The organism is Marinitoga sp. 1138 (assembly GCF_013363265.1).
GTDB classification, from domain to species: Bacteria; Thermotogota; Thermotogae; order Petrotogales; family Petrotogaceae; genus Marinitoga; species Marinitoga piezophila.
Map to the genome: position 1 here is coordinate 39,961 of NZ_LBFA01000002.1, position 13,053 is coordinate 53,013.

Annotated in this window: 14 protein-coding genes; 9 read left to right on the top strand and 5 right to left on the bottom strand. The window is 27.2% G+C overall.

The annotated features are described in order from the left end of the window. Window positions 1-7: 7 nt before the first annotated feature. The gene (locus XO11_RS01365; protein ID WP_175418036.1) at window positions 8-1,336 is read left to right on the top strand and encodes a hypothetical protein; all 1,329 of its coding nucleotides are present in this window, start codon (window positions 8-10) and stop codon (window positions 1,334-1,336) included. A gap of 45 nt (window positions 1,337-1,381) precedes the next feature. Next, window positions 1,382-2,503, top strand: coding sequence for a non-hydrolyzing UDP-N-acetylglucosamine 2-epimerase (wecB, locus tag XO11_RS01370; RefSeq protein ID WP_175418037.1), 1,122 nt, complete (start codon window positions 1,382-1,384; stop codon window positions 2,501-2,503). Window positions 2,504-2,536: 33 nt separating this feature from the next. Here the strand turns inward: wecB and XO11_RS01375 are convergent, their stop codons facing one another. The 5 genes from XO11_RS01375 to XO11_RS01395 are packed head-to-tail and all read right to left on the bottom strand — an operon-like array spanning window position 2,537 to window position 5,537. Continuing rightward, a complete protein-coding gene (locus XO11_RS01375; RefSeq protein WP_175418038.1) occupies window positions 2,537-2,941 on the bottom strand; it encodes a response regulator in 405 nt (134 codons plus the stop codon). After that, window positions 2,938-4,326 carry a HAMP domain-containing sensor histidine kinase gene (locus XO11_RS01380; protein ID WP_175418039.1) on the bottom strand — a complete coding sequence of 463 codons (1,389 nt, stop codon included), beginning with the start codon at window positions 4,324-4,326 and terminating at the stop codon, window positions 2,938-2,940. Before XO11_RS01380 ends, XO11_RS01375 begins: the two co-directional genes overlap by 4 nt. A gap of 7 nt (window positions 4,327-4,333) precedes the next feature. Next, a complete protein-coding gene (locus XO11_RS10700) occupies window positions 4,334-4,858 on the bottom strand; it encodes a chemotaxis protein CheX (protein WP_175418040.1) in 525 nt (174 codons plus the stop codon). Next, window positions 4,846-5,223, bottom strand: coding sequence for a response regulator (locus tag XO11_RS01390; protein ID WP_175418041.1), 378 nt, complete (start codon window positions 5,221-5,223; stop codon window positions 4,846-4,848). Before XO11_RS01390 ends, XO11_RS10700 begins: the two co-directional genes overlap by 13 nt. Next, the gene (locus XO11_RS01395) at window positions 5,220-5,537 is read right to left on the bottom strand and encodes a hypothetical protein (protein ID WP_175418042.1); all 318 of its coding nucleotides are present in this window, start codon (window positions 5,535-5,537) and stop codon (window positions 5,220-5,222) included. Before XO11_RS01395 ends, XO11_RS01390 begins: the two co-directional genes overlap by 4 nt. 153 nt (window positions 5,538-5,690) lie before the next feature. On the opposite strand from XO11_RS01395, the gene XO11_RS01400 reads away from it, so the two are divergent. From XO11_RS01400 to XO11_RS01430, 7 genes are read left to right on the top strand one after another with little or no spacing between them, the layout of a single operon-like run. Further along, window positions 5,691-6,767 carry a HEAT repeat domain-containing protein gene (locus XO11_RS01400; protein WP_175418043.1) on the top strand — a complete coding sequence of 359 codons (1,077 nt, stop codon included), beginning with the start codon at window positions 5,691-5,693 and terminating at the stop codon, window positions 6,765-6,767. Between the two features lie 4 nt (window positions 6,768-6,771). After that, the gene (locus XO11_RS01405; protein ID WP_175418044.1) at window positions 6,772-7,593 is read left to right on the top strand and encodes a protein-glutamate O-methyltransferase CheR; all 822 of its coding nucleotides are present in this window, start codon (window positions 6,772-6,774) and stop codon (window positions 7,591-7,593) included. A gap of 14 nt (window positions 7,594-7,607) precedes the next feature. Further along, window positions 7,608-7,997, top strand: a complete 390-nt coding sequence (locus tag XO11_RS01410; RefSeq protein WP_217671592.1) for a response regulator — start codon at window positions 7,608-7,610, stop codon at window positions 7,995-7,997. After that, window positions 7,984-10,482, top strand: coding sequence for a chemotaxis protein CheA (locus tag XO11_RS01415; protein ID WP_175418045.1), 2,499 nt, complete (start codon window positions 7,984-7,986; stop codon window positions 10,480-10,482). Before XO11_RS01410 ends, XO11_RS01415 begins: the two co-directional genes overlap by 14 nt. Next, entirely contained in the window at window positions 10,482-11,252 is a 771-nt protein-coding gene (locus tag XO11_RS01420) for a ParA family protein (RefSeq protein ID WP_175418046.1), read from the top strand. The genes XO11_RS01415 and XO11_RS01420 overlap by 1 nt, the downstream gene beginning before the upstream one ends. Beyond that, on the top strand, window positions 11,249-11,587 hold the full coding sequence (locus XO11_RS01425; protein WP_175418047.1) for a hypothetical protein: 339 nt from the start codon (window positions 11,249-11,251) through the stop codon (window positions 11,585-11,587). The genes XO11_RS01420 and XO11_RS01425 overlap by 4 nt, the downstream gene beginning before the upstream one ends. Continuing rightward, complete coding sequence (locus XO11_RS01430; RefSeq protein WP_175418048.1) at window positions 11,584-13,047, top strand: Hsp70 family protein; 1,464 nt, start codon at window positions 11,584-11,586, stop codon at window positions 13,045-13,047. The genes XO11_RS01425 and XO11_RS01430 overlap by 4 nt, the downstream gene beginning before the upstream one ends. Window positions 13,048-13,053: the final 6 nt, after the last annotated feature.

The window sequence follows — 13,053 nt, forward strand, 5'->3', positions numbered from 1 at the left end:
GTGTGTTATGAAAAAAACAGTTATTTTGATACTATTTATAGTATTATCAGCAATACAACTATTTGCTTTTTCATTTGAAAACGATAATGAATATAAAATTTACACAATCGAGAAAACTATATCTGGTGAGACACTTCCAACAGCAATTTCACCTTATCCTATTGAATATACCAAAAATATTTCCTTGTATTTTCCTTTTTTACGAAAAAATACAGGTTATGAATTATATGATCTTTTTTCATACAGAGCAAATAATTATGGTATACTTTTTGAAATAACTCCTGAAAACAATTTAAACTTTGAATATTACTTTGGAAAAAAGATAAACAGTTTCTGGTTTATTGCTGGAAAGTATAAAACAGATTGGTCTTTGTTGGAACATGGCGTGTTTTTTTCAGACGCACTTCCATATGTAAATGGAATTACAGGTGGTTTCACAACAGACTTTTTATTAGGTGAAATGGGAATATATTTTGGCGCATACTCATTTAATGCATATCTTACAGATGAAGAATTAGCAATACAAAAAATGAATGTAGATGGAAATTCCGATAGAAGATCAATAGGTATAGGATATTATGATCCATACAAGTCTCTCTTAATTCATAGATTGGATATTAAACCTATAAAACAATTTAGATTTTCATTTAATGAATTAAATCTTATTGGTGGTAAATTCCCTGATTTAGTCGATTTAAATTTTATGAATATTTTACATAATACATATGGCGAAGGATATTCAAATGCTCTTTTTGGATTAGATGGAGAAATTGTTCCTTTTAAAGGAATAAAGTTATATGGCGAATTTGCCATGGATGACTATGTTGTACCTTTAACTGAAGCTGGTGCTGAATCATATAAACCAACAGCATTTGCATGGGGATACGGAAGCTCTATAAATGGAAAATATAAAAACACATATTTTATTTTAAAAGGTGAAAAATATAAAATATACTCCTGGATGTATAATAGATGGCAGGAACTATTAAAATTTACCGGACGATATATTGACGGAAATAAAATATACGATATACCAATGGGATATGATTATGGCAACGATATAGAAAGCTATCTCATTTCATTAGAATTTATAAATAAATTTGACAATTTAAAGGTATTATATGAGCACATAATTAAAGGCGAAATAGATTTAAACACATCATATTTTAATACTGAATTAAAGGGAAATACCAAAACATGGTCAGGACCATATGGTGAAACAACTGAATTCAACTACACAACATTACAATTAAAACTCAAAAATTTAGAAATCAATACAACATTTGATAAATTTGAATTAATCAAATATACAGTAAAAATATCATGTGAATTCTAAAATCAAATGCAATAAATCATCTAAATATATTAAAGGAGTGAAAAAATGAAGGTTGGACTAATATTTGGAACGAGACCAGAAGCAATAAAGATGGCACCGGTATATCATTCATTAAAAGAACATAATATAGACGCAAAAGTTATTGCAACTGCACAGCATAGAGAAATGCTGGATCAGGTTTTAGAACTATTCAATATAAAACCTGATTACGATTTAAATGTAATGACACATCGCCAAACATTGCCGGAATTAACAGCAAATCTCGTAAAAAAAATAGATGATATCTTAAAAAAGGAAAAATTTGATTATATACTCGTTCAGGGAGATACAACTTCAACATTTATAGGTGCTTTAATCTCATTTTATTATAAAATTCCTGTTGGACATGTGGAAGCAGGATTAAGAACAAACAATAAATATAACCCTTTTCCGGAAGAAATGAATAGAAGATTAACTGGAGTATTAAGCACTTTACATTTTCCTCCAACACAAAATGCAAAAGAAAATCTATTAAAAGATGGAATAAACGAAAAAGATATATTTATAACAGGAAATACGGTTATTGATGCATTGTTATGGGTTATAGATAAAAATAAAGAAAAAATAGAAAAAATAAAGGAAAAATACGGATTAAACGATAAAAGATACATACTAATGACAATGCATAGAAGAGAAAATTGGGGAGAACCAATGAAAAATGTAATGGAAACAGTTAAAGAGTTCCTTGAAATAAATCCAGATATATATTTAGTATTTCCAGTACATTTAAATCCTGCAGTAAGAGAAGTTGTTTATCCAATATTAGAAAATATAAAAAATGCTATCTTAATAGATCCTGTTGAATATCTTGAATTTACAGCTTTAATGACAGGAGCTGATTTTATTATGACCGATTCCGGTGGTATCCAGGAAGAAGCTCCAGCTTTAGGAAAACCAACATTAGTTTTAAGAAAAACAACAGAAAGACCTGAAGCAATAGAAGCCGGGACAGCAAAACTCATAGGAACTGAAAAAGAAACAGTAAAAGAATATATAAATAAATTGGCATTTGATAAAGATTTCTATAATAAAATGTCTCATGCAAAAAATCCTTTTGGTGATGGAAAGGCATCTTTAAGAATTTCAAAAATTTTACTTGGTGAAGATATAAAAGAATTTAATATATAACAATAACATCCTCCCTTTTGGAGGATGTTATTGTTATAATGAGTTTTTAAATGCTGAACGCCATCTACCGATTTTATCAAACGAACAATGAAGAATTTTTTTAACCTCTTCTGTAGAAAATGGTTTCATAAGATAATCATCTGCACCGTGTTCTATGGCTTCAAGAACTCTTTTTAATGTAGAATTTCCAGTTATCATAATAACCTGAATTAAAGAATTTAATTTTTTAACTTCTTTTAAAAACTCAAATGCATCCATACCAGGCATTACGATATCGAGCATGATAATATGAAATTGTTTTTCTTTCAGAAGTTTTGATGCTTCATCCGCATTTTCAACAATAGAAATTTTTGCATCTTTAAATTCCAAACTTATATACTCTTTTAAAATTTCTCTAATCTCTTTTTCATCATCAACTATTAAAATGTTCCAAGTCATTCTTCTTCCCCCTTAAATTTTTTAAATTTTAAAGAAAAAACTGTCTCCTTTTCAGGAACACTTTCTACTGATATATCTATATTGTATTTTTTACATATACTTGATACAAGATATAAACCATAACCAAGACCATGTCGACTTTTAGTTGTAAAAAATGGTTCAAATATCTTAGAAATAATCTCTGCTGGTATACCTTTCCCGTTATCCTCAATACTAACGATATAATAATCGTTTAGACTTGATATTTTTATATTTATAATTCCTCTTTCCCTATTGGCTTTTTGAATGGAATCAATAGCATTACTTATTAAATTGGTAAATACGATTATTAAATCAGCTTCATTTCCATATATATAATGTGGTGACCAATTTTCTGGAATTATATTAATATATATTTTTTCCATATCTTTATGTTCAAGAAATTTTATGGAATTATTTATCAAATTCAATAAATCTATTTTTTTAACTTCATTTGTCTGTTTAACCATATCTCTGAAAATTTTTGTAATAGAAATGATTTTTTTTAAGTTATTATAAATCTTCAAGAGTTTTGGGCCTAATGTTTCATCACTCTTATATACGCTCAAGAGCATCTCGCTTTGCATTAAAGCAACAGTAAGTGGATTATTTATTTCATGAAACATACCTATTAATAATGCATTAGCAGTATCCCAGAATTCAAAATTGCTTTTTGCAGAAGTTTTATTAACTTCATGAGCACTAGTCAATCTCAATAATGTCTCTATAGATTTCAAAATAGTATGTCTAATATTTATTGGTATATCTGTATTCAAACTAAAATAAAAGACATAACCATTAATAAGACTTAAAACATAATCAAAGTCTTCCAATTCTTCACGATGGAAATCTTGTCTTTCTTCTTTTCTATGATAAAAAAACTTACTTATTAATCCTTCAGATTTTAATGTATTTCCGTAAAATTCTATAGTTTCTTCGAAACCAATATTTTTAGGTGGATCAAAAAAGTTAAGATATTTTAGATAAAAATTAATAATTCTTTCATACGTATCAACAGTAATTGAAAATTTGGTACTTTTCTTCTTTAATGTGTCTTCAGCTATCACTTCTACATTTCGAGGTTGAAATTCTATTAAGAATTTATCATCTTCATATGGAATAAAAGAAATTTTGAAATAGAGATTTTTTACTGTAGTATACTTCTTTCCGCTTCTTTCATAAAATACAAGTAATGTTCTGCTATCAATCATTCTTTTCAATGCTGAATGAAAATGAGGTAATATTATATCAAATATATTATCTGCAACTTCAAAAGAATTCTTGAAGGAAAAATTTTTATATATCAAATTCCCTTCAGAATCCATAATTGCCATAGCAGTTGGAAGATACTCAATATTTACCTTCATTTTCACATCACCTGCTCAATGAATTATTAAATAAATCAAAACTTTCTGGCGACATAGCAAACATAAGATTTCCCTGAATATCGAATTCTTTTATTTCAAATTTTACTCTAACACCCTTTAATATCAAATCATTATTATAAGATATCTTTTCTATTACCGGTAACGAAAAATAAAATTTCTTATTTAAAGCATTTGCAAAAGAAGAAATTACATTACCACATATAATATTTCCAACTTCCATAAAAGAATCTATTAGTTCTTCTTCATTTTGAACTTCGGTAATTGTTTCTCCTTCTATAACAGATAAAAACTTTAAAAATTCTTTTGTTATCATAGTAAAATAAAAATCAATAAACAAACCTTCATTGTCAAAGGCTTTCTGTTTTAGAATATATGAATTTTCTATATTCTTATCTATATTGAACTCGGAAATGTTAGAAGAATTTAATCTAACATCAAATCCCGTCATTTCCTTCAAAACATTTGCGGCATTATCAATGCCTTCTTTTAAAATCTTATCTAAGAATTCCACTTCTCAAATTCCTCCTTAAGAATTTTCATTTTATCAAGAGTAATAGGTTTTTCTATGAAAACTTTAACTCCTTTTTCAAATAATTCACTTTTAACAGCATCCTGAATATTAGAAGACATTACTACAAGAAAAATACCTTTAGTGCTTTTAAAATTCTTATAAATATCTTCAACAATTTCAAATCCCGAGATTTCAGGCATCAATAAATCAGTAATTATAATATCAAAATCACCTAAATTGTCTCTTTGAGAAAGGTATTCTTTGGGTGTGTATGAATTTATTGTAAAATCAGGAAATACCTTTAAAAAAAATTTTTTAAAAAGTTTCAGACTCAATTTAGAGTCATCAATATGTATAGCAGTCACTCCACACCCTCCTCATCAAAGAAATCCAATAAAATATCTTTTTTTTCTTTTACCTTTATAAAATTATCGTCCAACTCAAAGATTTGTCTTAACAAATCCTTATAATCCTTTTTTAATGAAATTATAAGTTTCCTTTTCCCAATACGTTTTAAATCTACTATATTATTTTCATAAAAAAAATCAATAACCTTTTTTAAGCTTCCAGCTCCACTATTTATTCTTCTTCTTAAATCATTAAAATAAATTTCATCTGTTTCAACAAGAACCTTCAATACTTTAATTTTTAACTTACTGTTAAAAAAAATTTCTATCATACTTTACACCCCTATTAGTTTTGTGGTATAATACAAGTGAATTCTTTTTTTAGTTTAAATTATTCTATTTTTAGAATAGAATACAATATAATTATACAATATTTTTTATAGTGATGTCAAGTCCTATATAAAAATTTAAGACGAGGTGATATTATGGAGGATTTGAGAATATTGTTTGAAAAGAATAATGATGATGAATTTTTAATTGGTTTAAAAGAAATTAAAAATAATATTGAATTAATTGAAAAAAATAAGGATTTTTTGGTTAAAGTTTTGCAAAAAACAGACAACAGAATGATAAAAGAAACTATCGTAAACATACTTAAAAAGGCAAATTTTGATGATGTTGATGAAAAAAAGCTTGAAGAATTATTAATGAATGATGATTTGTTTGTAAGAGATTCCATATTGACAATTCTTGGAAAATCAAGATCTTTATATTATTTGAATAAATTATTAAATTCGAAAAATAAACATATAAGGAAATATGCTCTCGATTCTCTATTTAGAATGGAAGATCCAGAATTAATGGATTTTATTGCCAAAGGTCTTGAAGATGAAGACATAAATAATGTTATGGCAGCAATTGAATATCTCGGAGAACTCGAAGGATATAAATATGCTGATAAGATTAGTGATCTGATTGATAAATTCGATAATCCGTTTTTTATTTCCACAGTATTGCAAACATTGAGCATTATAGGAAATAATTACTCTTTAGAAATTATAAAAAACAAATTTAAGCAACCTGAGAATTTACCTGATATGATTTTAATACCTTATTTAAATTTTATGGCGAAATTTAATAATATAGATACTATAGAAATTATTGAAAAAATAATTGATAAAAAGGGGACTATACTTTATAAAGAATTTATTGACATAATAAAAAGTATTATTCAAAATACTCAAATGGATAAAAAAACAAAATTAAGAATAAAAGAAATATTAAAAGAATTATTCTATTCAGATATTCCGTATCCCAATAAATATGAAATATTGATACTTGTAGGAGAATTTTGTGAAGATGAAGAAGTTAAAAATTTTATAAAAAAAGTATTAAATGAAGGATTTGAAAATAATTATATATTATTTGGTATTTTGGATGTTATTTCTGAAAAAGGTTATATAGAATTTAAGGATATACTAAAAAAAATACTTTCTGAATCTAAAGATGAAGACGTTGTTTTTGCTATTGAAGATACGCTAAAATCCCTCGAAGAGAGGTGAAATAATGATTTTTGGATTAAATGAATTCAAAATACTAAGGGATTTTATATATAAAAAAACTGGTATATATATCGGAAACGAAAAGGTATATTTTTTAAAAAAAAGAGTGATGGATCGTTTGAAGGAACTAAATATTGATAATATAAATAACTATATACATTATTTGAAATATGTTGATAGACGCGGAAAGGAATTACAGGAACTAATAAATTCAATAACTATAAACGAAACGTATTTTTTCAGGGAATTCTCACAATTACAGGCCTTTGGGGAAGTCTGTTTATATGAAGTAATTGAAAATAAAGGAAGCCAGGATATAAAAATATTATCTGCAGGTTGTTCTTCAGGCGAAGAACCATATACATTATCAATTATTATGCAGGAATTACTCGATCCACCATATACTTATAAAATTTATGGTGTAGATATAGATGAAAATATATTAAAAAAGGCTAGAGCAGGTATTTATAATGAATATTCAATAAAACATGTCCCTCAGCCGTATCTTGAAAAGTACTTTATTATAACCGAAGATGGAAAGTATAAAATAAAAAATAATGTAAAAAAATATGTTGAATTTTTTAAGGCAAACTTAAGCGATTCAAATAGTCTTTTAAAATTAGGAAAAGGTTTTGATTTTATTTTTTGTAGAAATGTTCTTATTTATTTTTCTGAAGAATCAAGGCGTGAGGTAATTGAAACATTTTATTCAATGTTAAATTCAGGGGGATATATTTTCCTTGGACATTCCGAATCAATGAGTCGTATTTCAAATGCATTTAAATTAAAAAGAGCTGGAGATATGATTGTTTATCAAAAACCATAAGAGGGGTGTAAATTATGGGAAAAATTCTTATTGTTGATGATTCAAAGATGACAAGGAATTATCATGCATATATATTAAGAGAAGCAAATTATGAAGTGCTTGAGGCAATAGACGGTGCTGAAGCGTTGGAAATACTATATATGTTTGGAGATAATATTGATTGTGTTCTTACTGATTTAAATATGCCAAATCTTGATGGATATGAATTAATAAAAAAGATAAGAGAAGATGAAAAATTAAAGGATATTCCGGTAATTATCGTAACAACAATGGATGATGCAAAGGATAAAACAAAAGGATTGGCGTTAGGAGCAAATTTTTATATAGTAAAACCTGCCGATCCAAAACTTTTAAAAGAAAGCATTAAACTGGTCTTAGGAGATGATAGTAATGAAGTTTCTTGAAGATGATATGGAAATATTGGAATCAATCCTTGAAGAAGCACCTTCACATCTTGAAGGATTAGAAGAAAAGATAATGGAGCTTGAAAATAATCCGTCTAAAGAAAGTATAGATGACGTCTTTAGGTCATTTCATTCTATAAAAGGAATTTCAAGTTTTGCAAATCTTATCCCTATTGTAAATACCTGTCATGCAGTTGAAGATATATTAAAAATGGCAAAGAAAGATGAAATCTCATTAAATTCTGAACATATAGATTTATTTTTAGAAGGACTTGATGTAATTAAGGATACAATTTCATTGGTAAGAGAAGCTCTTGAAAACGCTCAGGGGAATGAAGTGGATATTCCGCTTGAAGATATAAACTATCAGGATATCGTTGATGAAATAGAAAAAAGTAAAGAGTTAAAAAACGAGAATGAAAGCACAAATCAAGAAAATTCTGAAAAGCAGTTATTAGAAGAAAAACCACCCATTATTGACAATAAAATTAAAGTTGAAAATAATGATGATGATTTTACAATGGACGTTGATGATGAAATGATGAACGATTTTCTTGATGAATATACAGAAAATCTTGAAAGTCTTGAACAAAATCTTGTTGAATATGAAGAATCTCAAAAAGAAGATATAGCAAATGTTTTAATGAGAAACTTTCATAGTATAAAAGGTGTTTCAAGGCTTTTATTATCAATGGGATTAAGTGGAAATAAAAGAGAAATTTTGGAAAAAATTGAAAAAATTTCTCATATGCTTGAGGATATAATGCTTGATTCTAAAAATGGAAAAAATAAAAAAGATATAGCTTTTCTTATAAATATTCTCTATGAAGGTATTGATCTACTAAAAGATTTCAAAACAACACTTATAAACGACGAAAAATCACCTGATATTAACGAGTATTTAATAAAAATTTCCTCATTATTAGATGGAAAGGTTAGAGATAATAATCAAAAAAATGAAAAAACTATTGAAATACACGAAAATAAACATACAGTATATGAAGCAACTTCTAATATAATTTCACAATTAATTGAATATTTGAAATCTGATAATGTCGAAGTTTCACAAGTAGAACGAATGGCAGTGCCAATATCAAACGGAATAGAAAAAAGTAATGATGAAAGTTTAAAAGAAATTTTTGAAAAATTTATGAATTTTATTAAGAAAAGCGATTTCCAAAGTGGGGTAACTGAATTAACAAGGTTAAGAGACAAAATCAACAAAAAAAATATAGAAATAAAAGAAAAGATTGTTAAAAACAAAGAAAAAGAACCTCAAACAAAAAAACATACAACATTTACCTCAAAAACTATAAGAGTTGAAAGCGAAAAACTTGATAAAATGATAAATCTAGTTGGAGAGCTTATTACATTAAAAAATTCTTCACAACATTTTGCAAAAGCAGATATAAAAGACAAAAATTTACTATTACAAATGAAAAATCTTAATACCAAATTAGAAAGATTATCGGCTGAATTTCAAAATGTAGTTATGTCATTGAGAATGGTTCCTATAAGAGATTTATTTGTAAAGTTCAAAAGAACAGTAAGAGATTTTTCAAAAAGTCTTGGTAAGAATGTTGAACTTATTATGGAAGGTGAAGACACAGAAGTTGATAGAGCAGTTATCGAATTGCTTTCCGATCCACTTACACATATGATTAGAAATTCCCTTGATCACGGCCTTGAAACACCTGAAGAAAGGAAAAAATCGGGAAAAGAACCTGTAGGTAAAATTTATTTAAGAGCATATTACAAAGGAAGCTATGTCTTTATAGAAATAGAAGATGATGGTCGCGGAATAAATCCAGAAGCAGTTAGATATAAAGCAATAGAAAAAGGTTTGGTTTCTTCAGAAGAAGCGCTTCAAATATCTGATGAGGAAATTTTATACTATATTTTTGAGCCTGGATTTAGTACAGCAAAAAAGGTTACAGATATTTCCGGGCGTGGTGTAGGAATGGATGTTGTAAAAACAAATATTGAAAAGATGAATGGTAAGGTTTATGTTGAATCTGAAATTGGAAAAGGAACAAAATTTATTTTAAGAATTCCGCTTTCACTATCTGTTATTATGGGAATTATGGTTGAGTCTGAGCAAGAAAAATATATATTCCCTCTTGAAGGTATTGAAGAAACCTTAAAAATACATAAAGATAAAGTCCATAATTTTGCAGGTGAGATATTTATAGAAGTAAGAGGAGAAGTTATTCCATTAATTTCATTAAGAGATGTTTTGAATTCTAAAGAAAGCAATGTTGAGGATATACTAAATCGAGAATATGAATTTGACTTATTACCCCTTGTAATAGTAGAGGAAAATAATGAAAGAGTAGCTGTTCTTGTAGATAAGTTTTTGGAAGAAGGAGAATATTTAATAAAATCCATACCAGAATATTTGAGAAGTGGTTTTATCTCAGGTTCTACAATTTTAGGAAATGGCCAGGTTGTCCTTGTATTAAATCCTATGGGACTGGTGATATAATGGCTATCAAAATCGTCTTTTCAAATAGAAAAGGAGGAAGTGGAAAGACAACACTTGCATATAATATAGCTTCAATTGTATCAGAAAAACACAAAACATTATTAATAGATTTTGATTCACAGGCACACTCTTCTGTATATGCTGGCTTAAATCCTTTTGAAGTTAAATATGGCATATATGAGGGAATTATAGATTTTATAAAAAACAATACTATAAAAAATGAAATAATTACTAAAAATGACACTCTTGATCTAATTCCAGCCAATCAACATCTTGCAGCGCTAGAAATAGAATTAAATAATTTTGAGGATAAAAATATTATTTTAAAAAATTTTCTAATAGATATAGAAAATAATTACGATTATATATTTATTGATACACCACCTTCTTTAAACTTATTAACTATAAATGCGCTTAACGCGGCGAATTATCTTATTATTCCAGTAAAAACAGATTTTTTATCTCTTGTTGGCATTTCACAAATAATGGAAGTTTTTTATTACGTAAATACATATCAAAATCCTGATATAAAACTTCTTGGAATAATACCAACAATGGTAAATAAAAGATTAAAAATAACTCAGGAAATATTTGATAATTTAACTAATACATTTGGCAATGAAAAAATATTGACTCCTTTGAGAAATGATGTAAAAGTAATTGAATCTTCAAGTCATGGAATACCTGTACATAAATATGCACCAAAATCGCGAGCAAGTAGCGACTTAAAAAAAATTGCTGCTGAAATATTAAAGAAGGTGGAATCATGAAACTACTTGGAAGAGGATTAGAAACCTTCTTTGATGAAAAGAGAATAAAAAAATCTTTTGTAAAAGAAAATAATAATATTGAAGAATTATACGAAAAAGCTAAAGAATTTGATATAAAAGGAAATTATTTGATGGCTTTTCATTATTATATGCTCGTTTCAAATTCTAATGCAAGTAATACAATAAAAGCAAAAGCTTTAAATAATGCGGCTATATTACTTGCAGAGCACGAATTCGAAAGTGAAGCTATTGAATTTCTTGAGAAAGGATTTAAAATCGATCCAAACAATATGGAAATAAGTGAAAATTTAAAAATATTGAGGGGATCAGAATGATTTACGGTATTGATTTTGGAACAACAAATTCGTTAGTTGCTATATTAAATGATAAAAACAGACCAGAAATTATTATTAATGAACGTGGAAAAAGATTAACGCCATCAGTGGTATATTTAAAAAATGAAAAAGAAGTTCTTGTTGGAGAAATGGCAAAATCTTATTCATACGTAAAAAGAGAAAATGTAATAAAACGCGTAAAAAGGGATATGGGAAGCTTAAAAAAATATAGAATTTTCAATAAAGAATTCACACCAGAAGAAATAGGTTCATTTATATTTTTCAAATTAAAAAAATATGCTGAAGAAACCTATGGCAAAGAATTAAAAAAGGCGGTTGTTAGTGTTCCTGCTTATTTTGATGATAATCAAAGGCAGAGTGTAATAAAATCAGCAAATCTTGCAGGTATTGAAGTACTGAAATTAATTAATGAACCAACAGCTGCTGCTCTTGCATATGGTGTAAATCTCAATGAAGAAAAACAAATCCTTGTTTTAGATCTTGGTGGGGGAACATTTGATATTACTCTAATGAATATAAACAATGGAATATTTGAAGTAATAAATACTGGTGGAAGTACGCACATAGGTGGTGCAGACTTTGATGAAATAATTGCAAAATGGATATTGGAAAAGGTATATGAAGAACATAATATTGATTTAAGTACAGATACTATAGCTTTGCAACAAATATATAATAATGCAGAAAAAGCAAAAATGGATTTATCTTCTGTCGATGAAACAAACATTATAATACCATATATTTCCATTAAAAACGGACAACCGTTACATATTAACCTTAATTTTTCAAATAAAATCTTCAGAAAAATTTCAAAAAATTTAATAGAAGAGATAAAAAGATTGATACTGGAAACAATAAAGGATTTCCAAATTGAAAATATTGATGAGATATTACTTGTTGGTGGAGCATCAAGAATGAAAATATTCAAGGAAATTGTTCTGGAATTATTTCCATATAATGAGATTAAGTATTCGCTCAATCCAGATGAAATTGTTGTCCAGGGAGCAGCTTTATACGCTGGAATTATTGAAAAAACTATTCAAAATATTGAATTAAAAGATATTCTTCCGCATTCACTTGGAATTCTTGATGATGATGGTAATTTTATAACAATTCTAAAAAAAGGCATTCATTATCCCTGCGAGTCGATGGAGTTCTTTACCAATACAGAAGATAATCAGGATACTGTAATAATTAATGTTTTACAAAAAGTTGAAGATAAACTTGTTTCTCTTGGTTTATTCCATTTTAAATCAAAAAGAAAATGGCAAAAAGGCGAAGCCAATCTTTCTGTTTCATTTAAACTAAATAAAAATGGTGTTCTGGAGGTGACAGCTGAAGATCTGGATACAGGCGATACTAACGAATTAATAATTACTGATACAGTTTATGAAAATAAAAAAGATACAAATTTTATAAATGATTATAAAATAATTTGACTTAAT

Bases quoted from the DNA above. Each gene is read 5' to 3' on its own strand.
- XO11_RS01430 (WP_175418048.1), top strand. From the start codon at position 11,584: ATGATTTACGGTATTGATTTTGGAACAACAAATTCGTTAGTTGCTATA.
- XO11_RS01365 (WP_175418036.1), top strand. From the start codon at position 8: ATGAAAAAAACAGTTATTTTGATACTATTTATAGTATTATCAGCAATA.
- XO11_RS01395 (WP_175418042.1), bottom strand. From the start codon at position 5,537: ATGATAGAAATTTTTTTTAACAGTAAGTTAAAAATTAAAGTATTGAAG.
- XO11_RS01425 (WP_175418047.1), top strand. From the start codon at position 11,249: ATGAAACTACTTGGAAGAGGATTAGAAACCTTCTTTGATGAAAAGAGA.
- XO11_RS01400 (WP_175418043.1), top strand. From the start codon at position 5,691: ATGGAGGATTTGAGAATATTGTTTGAAAAGAATAATGATGATGAATTT.
- XO11_RS01380 (WP_175418039.1), bottom strand. From the start codon at position 4,326: ATGAAGGTAAATATTGAGTATCTTCCAACTGCTATGGCAATTATGGAT.
- XO11_RS01420 (WP_175418046.1), top strand. From the start codon at position 10,482: ATGGCTATCAAAATCGTCTTTTCAAATAGAAAAGGAGGAAGTGGAAAG.
- XO11_RS01415 (WP_175418045.1), top strand. From the start codon at position 7,984: ATGAAGTTTCTTGAAGATGATATGGAAATATTGGAATCAATCCTTGAA.
- XO11_RS01375 (WP_175418038.1), bottom strand. From the start codon at position 2,941: ATGACTTGGAACATTTTAATAGTTGATGATGAAAAAGAGATTAGAGAA.
- XO11_RS01405 (WP_175418044.1), top strand. From the start codon at position 6,772: ATGATTTTTGGATTAAATGAATTCAAAATACTAAGGGATTTTATATAT.
- XO11_RS01410 (WP_217671592.1), top strand. From the start codon at position 7,608: ATGGGAAAAATTCTTATTGTTGATGATTCAAAGATGACAAGGAATTAT.
- wecB (WP_175418037.1), top strand. From the start codon at position 1,382: ATGAAGGTTGGACTAATATTTGGAACGAGACCAGAAGCAATAAAGATG.